The organism is Pseudomonas sp. GW822-FHT06D10 (assembly GCF_058799535.1).
The window spans coordinates 130,398-150,734 of sequence record NZ_JBXALN010000003.1 but is presented as its reverse complement, the minus strand read 5'-3'; the positions used below and the strand labels follow the sequence as shown (position 1 = coordinate 150,734).

Here is a 20,337-nt window from a genome sequence, read left to right as displayed (position 1 = left end):
CGAGATACCGCGTGCCGCCTGATCGCTGGCAAGCCAGCTCCTACAAGGCCCCAGGTCTTTGGGAGCTCCACCATGTTGAACACCCTTCTTCCCATTCTGTTGTTCGCCGCCATCGGCCTTGCGGTCCTTGGCGCGCTGCGACGCGTGGCCATGTGGCGCCGGGGGCGAGCCTCCAAGGTCGATCTGATTGGCGGCCTGCTGGCCATGCCCAAGCGCTACATGGTGGATCTGCACCACGTGGTGGCCCGGGACAAATACATGGCCAACACCCACGTGGCCACGGCGGGGGGCTTTGTCCTGGCCGCCGTGCTGGCGATCCTGGTGCACGGTTTCGGCCTGCACAACCGCATCCTGGGTTATGCCTTGCTGCTGGCCACCACGCTGATGTTCGTCGGCGCGCTGTTCGTCGCCAAGCGCCGGCGCAACCCGCCGGCGCGGCTGTCCAAAGGGCCGTGGATGCGCCTGCCCAAAAGCCTGCTGGCATTCTCCGTGAGCTTCTTCGTGGCGACCCTGCCGGTGGCCGGGATCCTTCCGGAAAACTTCGGTGGCTGGCTGCTGGCGGCGCTGCTTGCGCTGGGTGTGCTCTGGGGCGTGTCCGAGCTGTTTTTCGGCATGACCTGGGGCGGGCCGATGAAGCACGCCTTCGCTGGCGCCCTGCACCTGGCCTGGCACCGGCGCGCCGAGCGCTTTGGTGGCGGGCGCTCCACCGGCCTCAAACCGTTGGACCTGGAAGACCCGAACGCGCCTTTGGGGGTGGAAAAGCCCAAGGACTTCACCTGGAACCAGTTGCTGGGCTTCGACGCCTGCGTGCAGTGCGGCAAGTGCGAGGCGGCATGCCCGGCCTTCGCCGCCGGCCAGCCGCTGAACCCGAAGAAACTGATCCAGGACATGGTGGTCGGCCTGGCCGGCGGTACCGACGCGCAGTTCGCTGGCAGCCCGTACCCTGGCAAGGTCATCGGCGAACACGGCGGCAACCCGCACCAGCCCATCGTCAACGGCCTGGTGGACGCCGAGACCCTGTGGTCCTGCACCACCTGTCGGGCCTGTGTCGAGGAATGCCCGATGATGATCGAACACGTCGATGCCATCGTCGACATGCGTCGCCACCTGACCTTGGAGAAGGGCGCCACGCCGAACAAGGGCGCCGAGGTCCTGGAAAACCTCATTGCCACCGACAACCCCGGCGGCTTCAACCCCGGCGGGCGGATGAACTGGGCGGCGGACCTGAACCTGTCCCTGCTCAGCGACAAACAAAGCACCGACGTGCTGTTCTGGGTCGGCGACGGCGCCTTCGACATGCGCAACCAGCGCACCCTGCGGGCCTTCGTCAAAGTGCTCAAGGCGGCCAAGGTGGACTTCGCCGTGCTCGGCCTGGAAGAGCGCGACAGCGGTGACGTGGCCCGGCGCCTGGGCGACGAAGCGACTTTCCAGCTGCTGGCCAAGCGCAACATCCAGACCCTGGCCAAGTACCGCTTCAAGCGCATCGTCACCTGCGATCCCCACAGCTTCCATGTGCTGAAGAACGAGTACGGCGCCTTCGATGGCAACTACCTGGTGCAGCACCACAGCACCTACCTGGCCGAGCTGATCGGCGCCGGTGCGCTGAACCTGGGCCAGCACAAGGGCAGCAGCGTGACCTATCACGATCCTTGCTACCTGGGTCGTTACAACGGTGAGTACGAAGCCCCTCGGGACGTACTGCGTGCCTTGGGCATCGAGATCAAGGAAATGCAGCGCTCGGGCTTCCGTTCCCGTTGCTGCGGCGGTGGCGGCGGCGCGCCGATCACCGACATTCCGGGCAAGCAACGGATTCCCGACATGCGCATGCAGGACATCCGCGAAACCGGCGCCGAGCTGGTGGCCGTGGGTTGTCCACAGTGCACGGCGATGCTCGAAGGGGTGGTGGAGCCGCGGCCGATGATCAAGGACATCGCCGAACTGGTAGCCGATGCCTTGCTCGAAGACGCCGCCCCGAGCAAAGCGCCGGCGTCGGTGAAACCTGAACCTGCGGAGGTGCACTGATGAGCGACATTATCCGCCGCGATCCCCGGGCCGAGTGGATCGCCCGCAACCGCCTGCACCCGCTGCACGCGGCCATGCAGTCGGCGCAACACAGCTGGATGGGGCCCAATGGCCTGATCCGCAAGAACCCCCACGGCATCGGTTTCATCGGCCCCAACGGCCTCAAGCGCATCGACCGCAGTGGCGCCCAGCAGGGCGGCAGCGCCAAGCGCACGGCAGCGGCCGAGGTGCAGTTGCCGCTGCATCAAGTGGCGCAGCCGGCGTTCTACATCAGCGTGGTGCCGGACATGGTCGGTGGCCGCCTGAGCAGCCACGACCGCGACCTGCTGGGCCTGGCCCATCAGTTGGCGGGCCAGGACGGCGCGGTGCTGGCGGTGGTGTTCGGCGAACACAAGGAATCGGCCTTCGCCACCGCGGGTGTCGACCGCCTGCTGGTGCTGCAAGGCAGCGAGTTCGAAGGTTATGCACCGGAGCAACGGGTGCAGGGCCTGCGGGCTGTGGATAACCAGTTCAGCCCGCGTCACTGGCTGCTGCCCGACAGCCGCACCGGCGGCGGCGAACTGGGCCGGCGCTTTGCCGCGGCCCTGGGCGAACGCCCGGCGACCCGGGTCTGGCAGGTCAAGGACGGGCAGTGCATCGGCCGTGCCGGCGCCGGCCTGCAGGACCTGGCGCGGCCGGTCGCGCGCTTGATCCTGGCCGCCGCCGAATGCGCGGAGCCGGTCAGCGAAACCCGCCACGAAGCCTTGCCGGTGGAGTTATCCACAAGCGTGGCCCGCAGCCTGGCGCGGATCGAAGACCTGGGCGCAGTGGCGGTGGACCCGGCGGCGATTCCCATGGCCGAGGCCGAATTCATCTTTTCCGGGGGCAACGGGGTCAAGGACTGGCCGCTGTTTCACCAGACCGCCGCCGCCCTGGGGGCCACCGAAGGCGCTTCGCGGGTGGCGGTGGACGACGGCTTCATGGCCCGCGACCGGCAAGTGGGGGCCAGTGGTATCTGGGTCACCGCGCGGGTCTATGTGGCGGTGGGGATTTCCGGAGCGATCCAGCACCTGCAAGGCATTGGTGCCTGCGACAAGGTGGTGGCGATCAACCTCGACCCGGGTTGCGACATGATCAAGCGTGCCGACCTGTCGGTGATTGGCGACAGCGCGGAGATTCTCAAGGCCTTGATCGCGGCGGTAGCGGCCTACCGCAACGACGCCAAGCGCGATGCGGCTTAAGGGGATGTTATGCACAGCAATGTAATCAGCCTGATTTCGATTGGCGCCCACCCCACCTCCGGCCGCCCGCGGCGTGCCGAACAGGATGCCCGGGCAGTGGAACTGGGCCTGCAACTGGCCGGTGCGCAGTTGCAGGTGCTGCATGCCGGCGATGTAGCCGAGCCGGCCCTGCGTGCCTACCTGGGCATGGGCCTGGAACAGCTGCATGTGCTGGAGCAGCCGGCGGGCGCCGATGCCCTGCCGGCACTGGCCCAGTACCTGCGTCATGCCGGCGCCCAGGTGGTGCTCACCGGCAGCCAGGCGGAAACCGGCGAGGGCTCGGGGATGCTGCCATTCCTGCTGGCGGAAAACCTCGGCTGGCCGCTGGTGGTGGGGCTGGCCCAGGTCGAGTCCCTGGGGGATGGCGTGGCCCATGTCCTGCAAGCCTTGCCTCGCGGCCAGCGACGCCGGCTCAAGGTGCGCCTGCCATTCCTCGCCACTGTGGATAACGCCGCCCCCAAGCCGCGCCAGAGCGCCTACGGCCCGGCGCGCCGGGGTGTGCTCGAAGCCGACCAGGTGCTGGTGGTGGAGGACGAGTTGTTCACAGGCTCCAGCCTGCAACCGGCCAAGCCGCGCCCCAAGCGCCTGAAAGTGATCAAGGCCAAGAGCGGCGCCGACCGCATGAAAGCCGCTACCGCCAAGGCCAGCGGCGGCACCGGCCAGGTACTCAAGGGCGCCAGCCCTGAGGCGGGTGCCGAAGCCATTCTCAAATTGCTCATCGAAGAAGGCGTAGTGCGCTGACCTCAGGGTTATGCACAACCCCTTGCACCGCTGTTCGCTGGCAAGCCAGCTCCTACGGGAGGGAAATGTACCCATGCCCTGTAGGAGCCGGCTTGCCGGCGAAGAGGCCAGCGCGGTTTTGCACAATTCCCGGGCGCAGCCGTGCGCTGGCAAGCCAGTACCCACAAGGGGAAATGCACCGATGCCTTGTAGGAGCCGGCTTGCCGGCGAAGAGGCCGGCGCGGTTTTGCACAATTCCCGGCCGTCTTTCGCGACAGGGGGGGTAGGGTTACTCACAATCCCTGTGTGCGGACCTGTGGATAAGGTGTTCGCGCCTCGCTCCAGCCCTTGTGTAGCAGGCCCTGGCGCCGCCTGTACGATTTTTGATCAGGCTAAGTCGGCGTTTTTTATGGCGTTTTTTCCATGATGGGAAAACCCTCGGGCAGACTTTTGCACAGCAGTTGCCCCCAAAGTCTGTTGGCGCTTCTGTGGATAAGATGTTCGCTTAGCGCTGTATCCCTTGCAGAACGGGGCTTTCAAGATTTTGTTCAAAAAACGACCAAATGCTGGTTTTTCCGCAGAATATCCTGGCGTGGCCCTGATAATGCACGGCTTTTGGCGGTTTTCCACAGTGCCTGACTAGTGCACCCGAGTTGCCCCCAAAGTCTGTTGGCCGTTCTGTGGATAAGGTGTTCGCCTTCCTCTGTAGCCCTCTGAATACGTGGCTTTGATGGCTGTGTTCAAAAAATGATCAATGCCTTGTGAAACAGCACTTTCTTCATAAGTCACGGATTTTATTGCCATTGCCCGGCGAAATATCCCCATGCCAGAGGAACTTGCCCACAGTTGCTGTGGGCCAAGGTGTGGATAAGGTGTTCGTCGAAGGCTGCACCTCTTGTAATCCATGGCTTGCACGGCAATAGATCAAATTTCATACAGTTCTAATGGCTGCCTTGACACTGGCAAGTGGCCTGTCTTCGCCGTTGCCACACGGACTTGGCGGTTAGTTATCCACATCCGGTTTTCGGGGGAGGGGGCAGGCAATGGACTGGCGTTTATCACAGGCTTGTGCGATCGGCGCCTCCGTCGATGCACCTGCGGGCGCGCCACCAACCAGCGCGCCCCGCCTGCGCCAGCGGCTACAGAAACTGCATCTGTAGCCGCTGGTGAGCCTGCGAGGCTGTGTAAAGGTGCGCAGGACCGTGCCGGGCGGTCTCCCGCCGGATGTGCTTTATCCAGTGACCGGCACACCCTTGAGGTAAGGCGCCGGTTCCGCCCCCAGGTTGCTCAGCATGCGCTCGCTGTACCAGTCGACGAAGTTGACCACGCCGAACTCGTAGGTCTTGGAGTACGGGCCGGGCTGGTAGGCGGTGGAGTTGATGCCGCGCTGGTTCTCTTCCGCCAGGCGCCGGTCCTGGGCGTTGGTGGCGTCCCACACCTGGCGCATGCGCTCGACGTCGTAGTCCACGCCTTCCACGGCGTCCTTGTGCACGATCCACTTGGTGGTGACGATGGTTTCCTGGGCGCTGATGGGCCACACGGTGAACACGATGATGTGGTCGCCCATACAGTGGTTCCACGAGTGGGGCAGGTGCAGGATGCGCATCGAGCCCAGGTCCGGGTTCTTGATCCGGCCCATGAGTTTGGCGCAGCCCTGCTTGCCGTCCAGGGTCATGGACACGGTGCCCTTGAGCAGCGGCATGCGCACGATGCGGTTGCGCAGGCCGAAGCTGGCGTGGGCGTAAGGGATCTTCTCGGCTTCCCAGGCGGCAGCGGAGGCGGCCACGTGGTCCTTGAACGCCTGGTCGGCCCGCGGGTCGGTGACGTCGTCCCATTCCAGCAGGGTTTTCAGCAATTCGGGGTGCGAGCCGCCGCAGTGGTAGCACTCGCGGTTGTTCTCCAGCACCAGCTTCCAGTTGGCCTTTTCATGCAAGGTGGTCTGCACCGCCACCTTGGTGTTCTCCATGTCGTAGGGCTCCATGTAATGGGCCAGGGTCGCCAGGAAGTCGTCGATGGCCGGCGGGTTCTCGGCCAGGGAGATGAAGATGTAGCCGCCGGCGGTCTTCACGTTCACCGGTTTCAGGCCGTATTGCTTCATGTCGAAGTCGGCGCCCATCTCGGTGCCGGCGAACAGCAGGCGGCCGTCCAGTTCGTAGGTCCACTGGTGGTAGTGGCAGACCAGCTTGGCGACCTTGCCCTTGTCGCTGGTGCACAGCCGTGAGCCGCGGTGGCGGCAGACGTTGTGGAAGGCGTGGACCACGCCGTCGGCGCCGCGGATGACGATGATCGGGTTCTTGCCGATCTGCAGGGTGATGTAGTTGCCCTTGGTAGGGATCTCGCAGGTCATGCCGGCGATCAGCCATTCCTTCTGGAAGATCTCCTGCATGTCGATATCGAACAGCCTTTCATCGCAGTAGAACGGCTGCGGCAGGGAAAAGGTCCGCTCACGTTCCTGCAGCATCTGTGCAGTGGCCTTGCGTGCAGGTTCCAGCGGATCGCCCAAGCTCAGGGTTGCGGTGACGTCCATCGTTCAAGTCCTCATGGCCGTTCAGTGCGGCCGGCGAATTAATTAGTGGCTACGGTGGGTGCTACGCAAGTCACGAAAAAAACGGCTGTTGTCGTTGAGGCGAGTGTGGGTCCGCAGGCGCCAAGAACCTTATCCATGGGCGACATGGCCCAATCTGTTCCCGACGCGCCAGCCCCGGCAGCTGGGGGCTGGTCGCGATAAGCATGTGAATGTCGCAGATAGGTAAATGGGCGCGAGAAGCCTTACGCAGAATCGCTGACAAGACGCCGACCGTCGGCCGTGGAGAACAGCATGTCCAACACCTTCCTCAACCCGGTAACCACCCAGACCTGGGCCAATGGCCGTCACATCGTCCGTTGCGTCAAAGTCATCCAGGAAACCTGGGACGTGCGGACCTTCTGCTTCATGGCCGACCAGCCGATCATGTTCTTCTTCAAGCCTGGGCAGTTCGTCACCCTGGAGCTGGAGATCGAGGGCCAGCCGGTGATGCGTTCCTACACCATCTCCAGCTCGCCCTCGGTGCCCTACAGCTTCTCGGTGACCATCAAGCGCGTGCCCGGCGGCAAGGTCTCCAACTGGCTGCACGACACCCTGCACGAAGGCCAGGAACTGGCGGTGCACGGGCCGGTGGGGCTGTTCAACGCCATCGACTTTCCGGCGCCGAAGATCCTCTACCTCAGCGGTGGCGTCGGCATTACCCCGGTGATGTCCATGGCGCGCTGGTTCTACGACACCAACGCCAACGTCGACATGGTGTTCATCCACAGCGCCCGTTCCCCCAAGGACATCATTTACCACCGCGAGCTGGAGCACATGGCCTCGCGGATCGACAACTTCAGCCTGCACCTGATCTGCGAAAAGCACGGCCTGGGCGAGCCCTGGGCTGGTTATCGCGGTTACCTGAACCACAAGATGCTGGAGTTGATGGCCCCGGATTTCCTGGAGCGGGAAGTGTTCTGCTGCGGCCCCACGCCCTATATGAGCGCGGTCAAGCGGCTGCTGGAAGCCGCCGGTTTCGACATGGCTCGCTACCACGAGGAATCTTTCGGCGCGACCCCGGCCGAAGCCCGGGCCGATGCGGTGGAACACGCCGAACAGGCGGCCGAGGCGCCGGAGCCGGACCTGGCGGATCTGCATCAGGTGGAGTTCACCGCTTCGGGCAAGAGCATCCGCGTGGCCCCCGGGGAAACCGTGCACGCGGCGGCGGCCAAGCTTGGCCTGATGATTCCCAAGGCCTGCGGCATGGGCATCTGCGGCACTTGCAAGGTGCTCAAGCTGGGGGGCGAGGTGGAGATGGAGCACAACGGTGGGATCACCGAGGAAGACGAAGCCGAAGGCTACATCCTGTCCTGCTGCAGCGTGCCCAAGGGCGACGTGCGCGTGGAGTTCTGATCGCCGGCAAACCGGCCCCTGCATCCGTTTGCTGCAGGAGCCGGCTTGCCAGCGAACAGGTGCAACCTGATCCTTCGGTTACTGATACAACGCCGGGCGCCGATCCAGGTGCACATGGTTATGTTCACTGATGGACTTGTGCCAGGCCTGGGTCAGGTCCAGCTCCGCCAGCAGCAACTGCTCGGCGCTTTCCCTATCCCTGCCCGCCAGTGGATAACCGTCGGCATCGACAATGGTCGAGCCGCCCACCCAGTTCACTCCACGTTCCTCGCCGCAACGGTCGCAGGCGGCGATGAACATCCGGTTGACCGCCGCATTGGCCTGCACCCGGACCATCTCCGCCGGCCGCTCGCCGAGCGGGCGCGGGCCATCCGGCCAGTTCACCGGGGCGCACAGCAGGGCCGCACCGGCCAGGGCTGGCAGGCGCACCCACTCGGGAAACTCCAGGTCGTAGCAGATCATCATGGCGATCGGCCCGAAGCGGGTCGCCACCACCGGCGGCGGTTCGTCGCCTGGGGTGAAGATCAGGTTTTCCCGATCCCACAGGTGGGCCTTGCGGTACAGCGTCAGCCTGCCTTCGGGTTCGACCAGCGCCGCGCTGTTGGCCACGCGCTCCTGGTCCAGGCGCTCGCAGAAGCCGCCGACGATCACCACCTGCAGCTCTTCGGCCAGGGTTTTCCACAGGCTCAGGGTCGGCCCGTCGAGGCTTTCCGAGAGTGCCAGGGCTTCATTGCGGTCGCTGAACACATAGCCGCTCTGCACCAGTTCCGGCAGCACCACCACCTGGGCGCCGCGGGCGGCGGCCTGGCGTATCGCCTCGGCGCCCAGGGCGCGGTTGTACTTAAGGTCGCCGATGCGCGGGGCCACTTGCTGGCAGGCCACCTTGAGGGATGCCTGAGGAATCATTGCGCGCCTCCTTCCAGTTGCTGCTCGCTGGCCTGGATGGCCAGGCGCTCCGCGTCCAGGTCCAGGTTGCGGGTCAGCGCCCAGTAGACCAGCGCGGCCACGGCAAGGCCAACCACGAAGGCAATGTCGGCGCCGCCCAGGGCCTGGGACAGCGGGCCCTGGAAGAAGCTCAGGGACATGAACGGCACCATCGCCAGCAGGCCGAGGAAATACGCCAGCAGCCCGGCGCTGGACCAGCGGCCATAGATCCCGGCGTGATTGAAGATGTCGCTGATGGCGTAGCGACCTTTGCGCACCAGGTAGAAGTCCGCCAGGTTGACTGCGGTCCAGGGCACCAGGAAATACAGCATCAGCAGCACGAAAGTGTTGAAGCTGCCCAGGTAGCTCTCGGGAATGTTCATGGCGATGAGAAAGATCACCACCGCCACCAGCACGATTCCGCAGACCCGGCTCTTGAGGTTGGGCTTGATCGACTTGAAGCCGTCGATGGCGCTGATGCCGGTGAGCATGGCGCCGTAGCAGTTGACCGCCATGATGCCCACCAGCGCCGGCACTGCGATCAGCACGGTGAAGGTGCCGAAGCCGGGGATCACCCGGTTGCCCACTTCGCGCACGCTGGCGATGGCATCGGGAGAGGGCAGGGCCGAGGCCAGGAACGCCCCCAGGGACATCAGCCACAGGGCCGAACCGGCAGCGCCCAGGTAGGTCCAGAAGATCACCTGGCGCGACGGCGTCTTGTGCGGCAGGTAGCGTGAGTAGTCGGAGACGTACACCGAATAGCTGATCTGGTAGCCGGCGGCGGCCGACAGCTGGATCAGGAACGCCGACCAGGAGAACTGCGGGTCGGCCAGGGCCGAGTCGGCCTGCAGGGTCAGCAGGGCACTGACGGTGAGCACCGCGAACACGCTGATCATCACGTAGGTCAGCCAGCGCTGCACGGTGTGCAGCAGGTCATGGCCGATCACCGCGATCAGCACCGCCACGGCGATCATCAGGGTGTACCAGGGCGCCCGGGGCCCGGGAATCACGGTGTTGATGGCATCGGTGGCGAGAATCACGTTGAACACGTTGAAGCCGATGTAGACGAACACCACGGCGGTGAACGGCACGATGGCGCCGCGCAGACCGAACTGGGCGCGGGACTGGATCATCTGCGGCAGCCCCATGCGCGGGCCCTGGTTGGCGTGGAAGGCCATGCAGAAGGTGCCCAGGCAGACGCCGATGACGATCGCCAGGATGGCGTATTGCAGGGCGAGGCCCAGGGCTGCGCCGGTGAAACCGGTGACCATGGTGGTGAGCACGAAGTTGCCGGTGAACCAGAAGGGGCCCTGGTGCCAGACCTTGCCGTGGCGTTCATCGCGGGGCACGTAGTCGATGGAGCGGGTTTCGATCTTCAGGCCGGGAGGCTGGGCTTTCTCGGTGACGCAAGAAGAAGTCGTCATGGGGTACAGCCTTATTTTTATAGGTCGACCCCGGAGTCTCGGACAAACGCTGCGGTTGTTGAATCAGTGGGGGCAAATAATCAGTTCAGGAATTTGTGAACTGATGAAGGGGGCGTGCTTGACGGGCCTCTTCGCTGGCAAGCCAGCTCCTACGGGGTGGGAGGTGCGCTGGCCATTGCAGGAGCCGGCTTGCCGGCGAAGGCGTCGGTGAGCGCGACGCCCGGGTTGCGGGCCTCTTCGCTGGCAAGCCAGCTCCTACAGGCGGGGGTGGTGGGTCAGGCGCTCATGACGGTGCGGATGTCGGCTGCCAGTTCGCGCACGCGGTCTTCCTCGGTGTCCCAGGAGCACATGAAGCGCGCGCCGCCCTTGCCGATGAAGGTGTAGAAGCGCCAGCCCTTGGCCGTCAGTGCGGCAATGGCCGGTTCCGAGAGTTGCAGGAACACGCCGTTGGCCTGCACCGGGAACATCAGTTCCACGCCAGGGATGTCGGCCACCAGTTGGGCCAGCAGCTGCGCGCAGTGGTTGGCGTGGCGGGCGTGCTTGAGCCAGGCGTCGTTTTCCAGGAGGCCGACCCAGGGCGCGGAGAGAAAGCGCATTTTCGAGGCCAGCTGGCCAGCCTGCTTGCAGCGGTAGTCGAAGTCTTCCGCCAGCTTGTGGTTGAAGAACAGGATCGCTTCACCCACCGCCATGCCGTTTTTCGTGCCGCCAAAGCACAGCACGTCCACGCCGGCCTTCCAGGTCAGCTCCGCCGGGGTACAGCCGAGGAAGGCGCAGGCGTTGGAGAAGCGCGCGCCGTCCATGTGCAGGTTCAGCCCCAGTTCCTTGCAGGTGGCACTGATGGCGCGAACTTCTTCCGGGGTGTAGACACTGCCCACCTCGGTGGCCTGGGTCAGGGTTACCACCCGCGGCTTGGGATAGTGGATGTCCTGGCGCTTGAGGGCGATCTCGCGGATCGATTCCGGGGTCAGCTTGCCGTTCTGGGTGCCGGCGATCAGCAGCTTGGAGCCGTTGGAGAAGAACTCCGGGGCGCCGCACTCGTCGGTTTCGACGTGGGCGGTTTCCGAGCAGATCACGCTGTGGTAACTCTGGCACAGCGACGATAGGGCCAGGGAGTTGGCGGCGGTGCCGTTGAAGGCGAAGAACACTTCGCAGTCGGTTTCGAACAGTTTGCGGAAATGATCCGAGGCGCGAGCGGTCCACTGGTCGTCGCCGTAAGCGCGCTCGTGGCCGTGGTTGGCCTGCTCCATGGCGGCCCAGGCTTCGGGGCAGATGCCGGAGTAGTTGTCGCTGGCGAATTGTTGGCTCTTGTCGGTCATGGCCGGCTCCGTGGTCGATGATGGTGCGCACTTTAACCAAGAATAATGGCCCAGCACACGCTCTGTTTATGCCGGAATAATGCATGGCCCATAAGGATTTATGCGTGACGCGATGCTGAAACCCGACACTGCCCGGCGCGACGGGGCGCTGGATGCGCTGAAATGGCTGGCGCTGCTGAGCATGGTCCTCGATCACCTGCGTTATGTGGGCCTGAGCCTGGACTGGCTTTACGTACCCGGGCGCCTGGCGTTTCCCTGGTTCTGCCTGGCCATGGCGGTGAACCTGACCCGGGCCAGGGATGAAATCGACCGCCGGCCCGGCCCATGGCGCTACCTGGGCTGGTTGCTGCTGTTCAGCCTGCTGAGCGAGATTCCCTATCGCCTGTTCATTCCCGACCCCGATACCTTGAATGTGTTGCCCACCCTGGCCCTGGGCCTGCTGGTGGCTCGCGGCTGGCAGCGGCGCAGAGGCCTGGACCTGGGGCTTGGCCTGCTGGCCTTGCTGCTGGCGGTGGTTTTCAGCGAGCGGCTGATGTTCGGCGCCTTCGGGGTGTTGCTGCCGCTGGCCCTGGTACTGGTGTTGCGCCGGCCCTGGTATTTCAGCCTGCTGCCTGGGGCGCTGTGCCTGGCGGCCAATCAATGGGAAACCTTGTTCCCGGCGGCGCGCCTGGGCAATCAGGTGGCGACCTGCGGTATTGCCGCTTGTCTGCTGGCGCCGTGGCTGGGGCTGATGCTGCTGCGGGGGCTGCGTGGCAGGTCGGTGCCGGCCATGCGCCGCTGGGCCTACCTGCTGTACCCGGCGCACTTTCTCCTGCTGCTGGCCCTGCGCGCAGCCCTGTAGGAGCCGGCTTGCCGGCGAAGGCGCCCGTGAGGATTTGCGCCCGGCTTGCGGGCCTCTTCGCTGGCAAGCCAGCTCCTACGGCAGAGGGCGTTGCGCTGCGGTGGAGGACAGGCCCGATCCAGAGCCGTTGGCGGGTGGTGCGGGCAGGCATTTATCTCCGCACGCCAGGGCATGTCGTAAACGCACCTTTGCGTGGCGTCCATAGGCATTTGAGTTCCCCTTCCCGGTCATACCATCGCATCCAAAGGGCGTAGCTGTAAGGCTCGCCTCACCGAGACGAAAGGCGCACCGCCGCCGCTGGGAGAGACGTGATGTTCAGCAAGCAAGACCAGATCCAGGGTTACGACGATGCACTGCTGGCGGCCATCAATGCCGAGGAACAACGCCAGGAAGATCACATCGAGCTGATCGCGTCGGAAAACTACACCAGCAAGCGGGTGATGCAGGCGCAAGGCAGCGGGCTGACCAACAAGTACGCCGAAGGCTATCCGGGCAAGCGCTACTACGGTGGCTGCGAGCACGTGGACAAGGTCGAGGCCCTGGCCATCGAGCGCGCCAAGCAACTGTTCGGTGCCGACTACGCCAACGTCCAGCCGCACTCCGGTTCTTCGGCCAACAGCGAGGTGTACCTGGCCCTGCTGCAGGCCGGCGATACCATCCTCGGCATGAGCCTGGCCCATGGCGGCCACCTGACCCACGGGGCCAAGGTGTCGTCCTCGGGCAAGCTGTACAACGCGGTGCAGTACGGCATCGACACCCGCACCGGGTTGATCGACTACGACGAAGTCGAGCGCCTGGCCGTGGAACACAAGCCGAAGATGATCGTCGCCGGCTTCTCGGCCTACTCCAAGACCCTGGACTTCCCGCGCTTCCGGCAGATCGCCGACAAGGTCGGGGCGCTGCTGTTCGTCGACATGGCCCACGTCGCCGGGCTGGTGGCTGCCGGGCTGTATCCCAACCCGCTGCCCTATGCCGACGTGGTCACCACCACCACCCACAAGACCCTGCGCGGTCCCCGTGGCGGGCTGATCCTGGCCAAGGCCAATGAAGAGATCGAGAAGAAACTCAACGCCGCGGTATTCCCCGGCGCCCAGGGCGGTCCGCTGATGCATGTGATCGCGGCCAAGGCGGTGTGCTTCAAGGAAGCGCTGGAACCTGGCTTCAAGGCTTATCAGCAGCAAGTGATCGACAACGCCCAGGCCATGGCCGGCGTATTTATCAAACGTGGCTACGATGTAGTGTCCGGCGGCACCGACAACCACCTGTTCCTGGTCAGCCTGATTCGCCAGGGCCTGACCGGCAAGGATGCCGATGCCGCCCTGGGCCGCGCCCACATCACCGTGAACAAGAACGCCGTGCCCAACGACCCGCAGTCGCCGTTTGTCACGTCCGGCCTGCGCATCGGCACCCCGGCGGTCACCACCCGCGGTTTCAAGGTCACCCAGTGCACCGAACTGGCGGGCTGGATCTGCGACATTCTCGACCACCTCGGCGATGCCGACGTCGAGGCCAATGTCGCCCGTCAGGTGGCGGCCCTGTGTGCTGATTTCCCGGTTTACCGCTGAGAGCCGCAACTGGAGCAATGACTATGCAACGCTATTCGGGCTTCGGCCTCTTCAAGCACTCTCTCAGCCACCATGAAAACTGGCAGCGCATGTGGCGCACCCCGACCCCGAAGAAAGTCTATGACGTGGTCATAGTCGGCGGTGGCGGGCATGGCCTGGCCACTGCCTACTACCTGGCCAAGGAACACGGCATCACCAATGTTGCGGTGGTGGAGAAGGGCTGGCTGGGCGGCGGCAACACCGCGCGCAACACCACCATCGTGCGTTCCAACTACCTGTGGGACGAGTCGGCGCAGCTCTACGAGCATGCGATGAAGTTGTGGGAAGGCCTGTCCCAGGACCTCAACTACAACGTGATGTTCTCCCAGCGCGGGGTCTACAACCTGTGCCATACCCTGCAGGACATCCGTGATTCCGAGCGCCGGGTCAGCGCCAACCGGCTCAACGGCATCGACGGCGAACTGCTCAACACCCAGCAGGTGGCGGACGAGATCCCCTACCTGGACTGCTCGAAGAACACTCGCTACCCGGTGCTCGGCGCCACGGTCCAGCGCCGCGGCGGCGTGGCCCGTCACGACGCCGTGGCCTGGGGCTTTGCCCGCGCCGCCGACGCCCTGGGCGTGGACCTGATCCAGCAGACCGAAGTCATCGGTTTTCGCAAGGAAAACGGCGTGTGCATCGGCGTCGAGACCAACAAGGGCTTTATCGGCGCCAAGCGCGTCGGGGTGGTCACCGCCGGCAACTCCGGGCACATGGCCAAGCTCGCGGGTTTTCGCCTGCCGATCGAATCCCACCCGCTGCAGGCGCTGGTGTCGGAGCCGATCAAACCGATCATCGACAGCGTGATCATGTCCAACGCGGTGCACGGCTACATCAGCCAGTCGGACAAGGGCGACCTGGTGATCGGCGCCGGTATCGACGGCTGGGTCGGCTACGGCCAGCGCGGTTCCTACCCGGTGATCGAGCACACCATCCAGGCCATCGTCGAGATGTTCCCGGTCCTCTCCCGTGTGCGCATGAACCGCCAGTGGGGCGGCATCGTCGACACCAGCCCGGACGCCTGCCCGATCATTTCCAAGACTCCGGTGCCGAACATGTTCTTCAACTGCGGTTGGGGCACCGGCGGCTTCAAGGCCACCCCGGGCTCGGGCAACGTGTTTGCCGCGAGCCTCGCCAAGGGCGAGATGCATCCATTGGCCGCCCCTTTCTCCATCGACCGTTTCCACAACGGCGCGCTGATCGACGAACACGGCGCTGCTGCGGTCGCCCACTAAAAGGACAACTACCTATGTTGCATATCTTCTGTCCTCACTGCGGCGAGCTGCGCTCCGAAGAGGAATTCCATTCGTCCGGCCAGGCGCATATTCCACGGCCCCTGGACCCCAACGCCTGCACCGACGAGGAGTGGGGCGACTACATGTTCTTCCGCGACAACCCTCGCGGCCTGCACCACGAGTTGTGGATCCACGCCGCCGGTTGCCGCCAGTACTTCAACGCTACCCGCGACACCGTCACCTACGAAATTCTTGAGACCTACAAGATCGGCACCAAGCCGCAATTCACCGCCAAGGCTGCTGGAGAGAAGGTATGAGCCAGACCAATCGCCTGTCCAACGGCGGACGCATCGACCGCAACAAGGTCCTGACCTTTACCTTCAACGGCCAGAGCTACAAGGGTTTTGAGGGCGACACCCTGGCCTCGGCGCTGCTGGCCAACGGCGTGGACATCATCGGCCGCAGCTTCAAGTACTCCCGGCCCCGGGGCATCTTCGCCGCAGGCTGCGAGGAGCCCAACGCGGTGCTGCAGATCGGTGCCACCGAAGCCACCCAGATCCCCAACGTGCGCGCCACCCAGCAGGCGCTGTACCAGGGCCTGGTGGCCACCAGCACCAACGGCTGGCCCAGCGTCAACAACGACATGATGGGGATTCTCGGCAAGGTCGGCGGCAAGCTGATGCCGCCGGGCTTCTACTACAAGACCTTCATGTACCCGCAATCGTTCTGGATGACCTACGAGAAGTACATCCGCAAGGCGGCGGGCCTCGGTCGCTCGCCCACCGAGAACGATCCGGACACCTACGACAACATGAACCAGCACTGCGACGTGCTGATCGTCGGCGCCGGCCCCGCGGGCCTTGCCGCCGCCCTGGCAGCGGCCCGCAGTGGCGCCCGGGTGATCCTCGCCGACGAGCAGGAAGAGTTCGGCGGTACCCTGCTGGACAGCCGCGAGAGCCTGGACGGCAAGCCGGCGGCGGAGTGGGTGGCCAGTGTGGTTGCCGAACTCCAGTCGCTGCCGGATGTGTTGCTGCTGCCGCGGGCCACGGTCAACGGCTACCACGACCACAACTTCCTGACCATTCACGAGCGTCTCACCGATCACCTCGGCGACCGCGCGCCCATCGGCCAGGTACGCCAGCGCATCCACCGGGTACGCGCCAAGCGCGTGGTGCTGGCCACCGGCGCCCACGAGCGGCCGCTGGTCTACGGCAACAACGACGTGCCGGGCAACATGCTGGCTGGCGCGGTCTCCACCTATGTGCGGCGCTACGGCGTGGCCCCGGGCAAGAAACTGGTGCTGTCCACCAATAACGACCACGCCTACCGTGTGGCCCTGGACTGGCTCGACGCCAGCCTGCAAGTGGTGGCCATCGCCGATGCGCGGCACAACCCGCGCGGCGCCCTGGTGGAAGAAGCCCGGGCCAAGGGTATTCGCATCCTCACCTCCAGCGCGGTGATCGAGGCCCGTGGCAGCAAGCACGTGACCGGCGCGCGTGTAGCGGCCATCGACGTCAAGGCACACAAGGTCACCAGCCCCGGCGAATGGCTCGACTGCGACCTGATCGCCAGCTCCGGCGGCTACAGCCCGGTGGTGCACCTGGCCTCGCACTTGGGCGGCAAGCCGGTGTGGCGCGAAGACATCCTCGGTTTCGTGCCCGGTGAAGCGCCGCAGAAACGTGTGTGCGTCGGTGGCATCAACGGCGTCTACAGCCTCGGCGATACCCTGGCCGACGGTTTCGAAGGCGGTGTGCGCGCCGCCAGCGAAGCCGGTTTCCAGGCCGTTGAGGGCGTTCTGCCCAAGGCCCTGGCCCGTCTTGAAGAACCGACCCTGGCGCTGTTCCAGGTGCCCCACGAAAAAGGCACGGCGCGTGCGCCGAAGCAATTCGTCGACCTGCAGAACGACGTCACTGCGGCCGCCATCGAACTGGCGACCCGCGAGGGCTTCGAGTCGGTGGAGCACGTCAAGCGCTACACCGCCCTGGGCTTCGGCACCGACCAGGGCAAGCTGGGCAACGTCAACGGCCTGGCCATCGCCGCCCGTTCGCTGAACGTCAGCATCCCGCAGATGGGCACCACCATGTTCCGTCCGAACTACACGCCGATCACCTTCGGCGCCGTGGCCGGCCGGCACTGCGGACACATCTTCGAGCCGGTGCGCTTCACCGCGCTGCATGCCTGGCATGTGAAGAATGGCGCCGAGTTCGAAGACGTCGGCCAGTGGAAACGCCCCTGGTATTTCCCGAAAAACGGCGAAGACCTGCATGCCGCGGTCAAGCGTGAATGCCAGGCCGTGCGCGACAGTGTCGGCCTGCTGGACGCCTCGACCCTGGGCAAGATCGACATCCAGGGCCCCGATGCCCGGGAGTTCCTCAACCGCATCTACACCAATGCCTGGACCAAGCTCGACGTGGGCAAGGCCCGCTACGGCCTGATGTGCAAGGAAGACGGCATGGTCTTCGACGACGGCGTCACTGCCTGTCTGGCCGACAACCACTTCCTGATGACCACCACCACCGGCGGCGCGGCCCGCGTGCTGCAGTGGCTGGAGATCTACCAGCAGACCGAATGGCCGGACCTCAAGGTGTACTTCACCTCGGTCACCGACCACTGGGCCACCATGACCCTGTCCGGGCCCAACAGCCGCAAGCTGCTGAGCGAAGTCACCGACATCGACCTGGACAAGGACGGCTTCCCGTTCATGACCTGGAAGGAAGGCCTGGTGGGTGGCGTACCGGCGCGGGTGTTCCGTATCTCGTTCACCGGCGAGCTGTCCTACGAGGTCAACGTCCAGGCCGACTACGCCATGGGCGTGCTGGAGCAGATCGTCGAGGCCGGCAAGAAGTACAACCTGACCCCCTATGGCACCGAGACCATGCACGTGCTGCGGGCCGAGAAGGGCTTCATCATCGTCGGCCAGGACACCGACGGTTCCATGACCCCGGACGACCTGAACATGGGCTGGTGCGTGGGCCGGACCAAGCCGTTCTCGTGGATCGGCTGGCGCGGCATGAACCGTGAAGACTGCGTGCGCGAGCAGCGCAAGCAACTGGTGGGCCTCAAGCCGATCGACCCGACCCAGTGGCTGCCGGAAGGTGCGCAACTGGTGTTCAACCCCAAGCAGGCAATCCCGATGAGCATGGTGGGCCACGTGACCTCCAGCTATGCCCACAACTCCCTGGGTTATTCCTTTGCCCTGGGCGTGGTCAAGGGGGGGCTCAAGCGCCTGGGCGAGCGGGTCTTCGCGCCGCTGGCCGATGGCCGGGTGATCGAGGCGGAAATCGTTTCCTCGGTGTTCTTCGACCCCAAAGGCGACCGCCAGAACATCTAAGGCACAACACGCTCCTACAGGGTGTTATCAACAGAATTCAGGACAGGTGCTCTATGACCGCAGTCAACGTTTACCAACAGCGCCCCACCACCGGGGCCAAGGCCGAGTCGTCGTTGCACCACGCCGACCTGCCGAGCCTGGTGGGCAAGGGCCGCAAGAACGCCGGGGTGACCCTGCGCGAGAAAAAACTCCTCGGCCACCTGACGATCCGTGGCGACGGCCACGATCCGGCCTTCGCCGCCGGCGTGCACAAGGCCCTGGGCATCGAACTGCCGGGCGCCCTGAGCGTAGTGGTCAAGGGCGAGACCAGCCTGCAATGGCTGGGCCCGGATGAGTGGCTGCTGATCGTGCCCAGCGGCGAAGAGTTCGCCGCCGAGCAGAACCTGCGGGCCGCCCTGGGCGACCTGCATATCCAGATCGTCAACGTCAGCGGCGGCCAGCAGATTCTCGAATTGTCCGGGCCCAACGTGCGCCAGGTGCTGATGAAGTCCACCAGCTACGACGTGCACCCCAACAACTTCCCGGTGGGCAAGGCCGTGGGCACGGTGTTCGCCAAGTCGCAACTGGTGATCCGCCGTACCGGCGAAGACACCTGGGAGCTGCTGGTGCGCCGCAGCTTTTCCGATTACTGGTGGATGTGGCTGCAGGATGCCGCGGCCGAATATGGCCTGAGCGTCCAGGCCTGAGCCCAGCTTGGCCTGGTAGGAGCGAGCTGGCTCGCGAACTCGCGAAGGATGGATTTTCCGGAAGACCACAGCGCCCTTGGATTTTTCGCGAGCAAGCTCGCTCCTACAGAGAACCGACCGCGCTGCGGTTGCCCCAACGAACAGGAGTTATCCCGCATGAGCCGCGCCCCCGACACATGGATTCTCACCGCCGACTGCCCCAGCGTGCTCGGCACGGTGGACGCGGTGACCCGCTTTCTGTTCGAGCAGGGCTGCTACGTCACCGAGCACCATTCCTTCGATGACCGGCTCTCGGGCCGTTTCTTCATTCGCGTGGAGTTCCGCCAGCCCGATGGCCTGAACGAGCAGGGTTTTCGCGAGGGCCTGGCACAGCGGGCCAAGGCCTTCGAGATGAACTTCGAACTGACCGCGCCGCACTACCGGCCGAAGGTGGTGATCATGGTCTCCAAGGCTGACCACTGCCTCAACGACCTGCTCTACCGCCAGCGCATCGGCCAGTTGCCCATGGACGTGGTGGCGGTGGTGTCCAACCACCCGGACCTCAAGCCCCTGGCCGACTGGCACCAGATTCCCTACCACCACTTCCCCCTCGACCCCAACGACAAGCCGTCCCAGGAGCGCCAGGTGTGGCAGGTGATCGAGGAGTCCGGCGCCGAACTGGTGATCCTTGCCCGCTACATGCAGGTGCTGTCGCCGGAGCTGTGCCGCAAGCTCGATGGCAAGGCCATCAACATCCACCACTCGCTGCTGCCGGGCTTCAAGGGCGCCAAGCCTTATCACCAGGCCTACAACAAGGGGGTGAAACTGGTGGGAGCCACGGCGCACTACATCAACAACGACCTGGACGAAGGTCCGATCATCGCCCAGGGCGTGGAGGTGGTGGACCACAGCTATTACCCCGAGGACCTGATCGCCAAGGGCCGGGATATCGAGGGCCTGACCCTGGCCCGGGCGGTGGGTTATCACATCGAGCGGCGGGTGTTCCTGAACGGCAACCGGACGGTGGTGCTCTGATGATTCCCAGGGCTGCTGCGCAGCCCTTCGCGAGCAAGCTCG

The 20,337-nt window shown here is 64.9% G+C and carries 15 protein-coding genes; 11 read left to right on the top strand and 4 right to left on the bottom strand.

Annotated features, from left to right (window positions below):
• The first annotated feature begins 72 nt into the window (after nt 1-72).
• From dgcB to etfB, 3 genes are read left to right on the top strand one after another with little or no spacing between them, the layout of a single operon-like run.
• Nucleotides 73-2,022, top strand: a complete 1,950-nt coding sequence (dgcB, locus tag AC1RL5_RS10560; RefSeq protein WP_492589362.1) for a dimethylglycine demethylation protein DgcB — start codon at nt 73-75, stop codon at nt 2,020-2,022.
• On the top strand, nt 2,022-3,242 hold the full coding sequence (gene etfA, locus AC1RL5_RS10555) for an electron transfer flavoprotein subunit alpha (protein WP_492589363.1): 1,221 nt from the start codon (nt 2,022-2,024) through the stop codon (nt 3,240-3,242). The genes dgcB and etfA overlap by 1 nt, the downstream gene beginning before the upstream one ends.
• Before the next feature lie 9 nt (nt 3,243-3,251).
• Nucleotides 3,252-4,022: an electron transfer flavoprotein subunit beta gene (etfB, locus tag AC1RL5_RS10550; protein WP_103408021.1), complete on the top strand. Its 771-nt coding sequence runs from the start codon at nt 3,252-3,254 to the stop codon at nt 4,020-4,022.
• A 1,210-nt stretch (nt 4,023-5,232) separates the two neighbouring features.
• On the opposite strand, the gene gbca is transcribed toward etfB, so the two are convergent.
• The gene (gbca, locus tag AC1RL5_RS10545) at nt 5,233-6,528 is read right to left on the bottom strand and encodes a glycine betaine monooxygenase oxygenase subunit (protein ID WP_011063910.1); all 1,296 of its coding nucleotides are present in this window, start codon (nt 6,526-6,528) and stop codon (nt 5,233-5,235) included.
• Between the two features lie 291 nt (nt 6,529-6,819).
• Here gbca and gbcB point away from each other — a divergent pair, with 291 nt between their 5' ends.
• Nucleotides 6,820-7,920 carry a glycine betaine monooxygenase reductase subunit gene (gene gbcB, locus AC1RL5_RS10540; protein WP_011063909.1) on the top strand — a complete coding sequence of 367 codons (1,101 nt, stop codon included), beginning with the start codon at nt 6,820-6,822 and terminating at the stop codon, nt 7,918-7,920.
• A gap of 78 nt (nt 7,921-7,998) precedes the next feature.
• Here the strand turns inward: gbcB and AC1RL5_RS10535 are convergent, their stop codons facing one another.
• The 3 genes from AC1RL5_RS10535 to AC1RL5_RS10525 all read right to left on the bottom strand — a co-directional run bounded on the left by AC1RL5_RS10535 (nt 7,999) and on the right by AC1RL5_RS10525 (nt 11,584).
• Nucleotides 7,999-8,826: a nitrilase-related carbon-nitrogen hydrolase gene (locus AC1RL5_RS10535; RefSeq protein WP_065365112.1), complete on the bottom strand. Its 828-nt coding sequence runs from the start codon at nt 8,824-8,826 to the stop codon at nt 7,999-8,001.
• Complete coding sequence (locus tag AC1RL5_RS10530; RefSeq protein ID WP_492589364.1) at nt 8,823-10,268, bottom strand: purine-cytosine permease family protein; 1,446 nt, start codon at nt 10,266-10,268, stop codon at nt 8,823-8,825. Before AC1RL5_RS10530 ends, AC1RL5_RS10535 begins: the two co-directional genes overlap by 4 nt.
• Nucleotides 10,269-10,543: 275 nt before the next feature.
• The gene (locus tag AC1RL5_RS10525) at nt 10,544-11,584 is read right to left on the bottom strand and encodes a threonine aldolase family protein (RefSeq protein WP_011063906.1); all 1,041 of its coding nucleotides are present in this window, start codon (nt 11,582-11,584) and stop codon (nt 10,544-10,546) included.
• A 100-nt stretch (nt 11,585-11,684) separates the two neighbouring features.
• On the opposite strand from AC1RL5_RS10525, the gene AC1RL5_RS10520 reads away from it, so the two are divergent.
• The 7 genes from AC1RL5_RS10520 (at nt 11,685) to purU (ending at nt 20,295) form a co-directional block, all read left to right on the top strand.
• Nucleotides 11,685-12,425, top strand: a complete 741-nt coding sequence (locus AC1RL5_RS10520) for a TraX family protein (protein ID WP_053160268.1) — start codon at nt 11,685-11,687, stop codon at nt 12,423-12,425.
• A gap of 311 nt (nt 12,426-12,736) precedes the next feature.
• Nucleotides 12,737-13,990, top strand: coding sequence for a serine hydroxymethyltransferase (locus AC1RL5_RS10515; RefSeq protein WP_011063904.1), 1,254 nt, complete (start codon nt 12,737-12,739; stop codon nt 13,988-13,990).
• Between the two features lie 23 nt (nt 13,991-14,013).
• On the top strand, nt 14,014-15,264 hold the full coding sequence (locus AC1RL5_RS10510) for a sarcosine oxidase subunit beta family protein (protein WP_011063903.1): 1,251 nt from the start codon (nt 14,014-14,016) through the stop codon (nt 15,262-15,264).
• A gap of 14 nt (nt 15,265-15,278) precedes the next feature.
• Nucleotides 15,279-15,581: a sarcosine oxidase subunit delta gene (locus tag AC1RL5_RS10505; protein ID WP_011063902.1), complete on the top strand. Its 303-nt coding sequence runs from the start codon at nt 15,279-15,281 to the stop codon at nt 15,579-15,581.
• Nucleotides 15,578-18,595 carry a sarcosine oxidase subunit alpha gene (locus tag AC1RL5_RS10500; protein WP_015637299.1) on the top strand — a complete coding sequence of 1,006 codons (3,018 nt, stop codon included), beginning with the start codon at nt 15,578-15,580 and terminating at the stop codon, nt 18,593-18,595. Before AC1RL5_RS10505 ends, AC1RL5_RS10500 begins: the two co-directional genes overlap by 4 nt.
• Nucleotides 18,596-18,648: 53 nt before the next feature.
• Nucleotides 18,649-19,281 (top strand): sarcosine oxidase subunit gamma, encoded by a 633-nt coding sequence (locus AC1RL5_RS10495; RefSeq protein ID WP_011063900.1) that lies wholly within the window; start codon nt 18,649-18,651, stop codon nt 19,279-19,281.
• A 156-nt stretch (nt 19,282-19,437) separates the two neighbouring features.
• Nucleotides 19,438-20,295, top strand: a complete 858-nt coding sequence (purU, locus tag AC1RL5_RS10490; RefSeq protein ID WP_093405213.1) for a formyltetrahydrofolate deformylase — start codon at nt 19,438-19,440, stop codon at nt 20,293-20,295.
• Nucleotides 20,296-20,337: the final 42 nt, after the last annotated feature.

Excerpts from the sequence above, each read along its gene's own strand:
- AC1RL5_RS10500 (WP_015637299.1), top strand. The coding sequence starts at position 15,578 with ATGAGCCAGACCAATCGCCTGTCCAACGGCGGACGCATCGACCGCAAC.
- AC1RL5_RS10525 (WP_011063906.1), bottom strand. The coding sequence starts at position 11,584 with ATGACCGACAAGAGCCAACAATTCGCCAGCGACAACTACTCCGGCATC.
- dgcB (WP_492589362.1), top strand. The coding sequence starts at position 73 with ATGTTGAACACCCTTCTTCCCATTCTGTTGTTCGCCGCCATCGGCCTT.
- purU (WP_093405213.1), top strand. The coding sequence starts at position 19,438 with ATGAGCCGCGCCCCCGACACATGGATTCTCACCGCCGACTGCCCCAGC.
- AC1RL5_RS10515 (WP_011063904.1), top strand. The coding sequence starts at position 12,737 with ATGTTCAGCAAGCAAGACCAGATCCAGGGTTACGACGATGCACTGCTG.
- AC1RL5_RS10510 (WP_011063903.1), top strand. The coding sequence starts at position 14,014 with ATGCAACGCTATTCGGGCTTCGGCCTCTTCAAGCACTCTCTCAGCCAC.
- etfA (WP_492589363.1), top strand. The coding sequence starts at position 2,022 with ATGAGCGACATTATCCGCCGCGATCCCCGGGCCGAGTGGATCGCCCGC.
- AC1RL5_RS10520 (WP_053160268.1), top strand. The coding sequence starts at position 11,685 with ATGCGTGACGCGATGCTGAAACCCGACACTGCCCGGCGCGACGGGGCG.
- AC1RL5_RS10530 (WP_492589364.1), bottom strand. The coding sequence starts at position 10,268 with ATGACGACTTCTTCTTGCGTCACCGAGAAAGCCCAGCCTCCCGGCCTG.
- etfB (WP_103408021.1), top strand. The coding sequence starts at position 3,252 with ATGCACAGCAATGTAATCAGCCTGATTTCGATTGGCGCCCACCCCACC.
- gbca (WP_011063910.1), bottom strand. The coding sequence starts at position 6,528 with ATGGACGTCACCGCAACCCTGAGCTTGGGCGATCCGCTGGAACCTGCA.
- AC1RL5_RS10495 (WP_011063900.1), top strand. The coding sequence starts at position 18,649 with ATGACCGCAGTCAACGTTTACCAACAGCGCCCCACCACCGGGGCCAAG.
- AC1RL5_RS10505 (WP_011063902.1), top strand. The coding sequence starts at position 15,279 with ATGTTGCATATCTTCTGTCCTCACTGCGGCGAGCTGCGCTCCGAAGAG.
- AC1RL5_RS10535 (WP_065365112.1), bottom strand. The coding sequence starts at position 8,826 with ATGATTCCTCAGGCATCCCTCAAGGTGGCCTGCCAGCAAGTGGCCCCG.
- gbcB (WP_011063909.1), top strand. The coding sequence starts at position 6,820 with ATGTCCAACACCTTCCTCAACCCGGTAACCACCCAGACCTGGGCCAAT.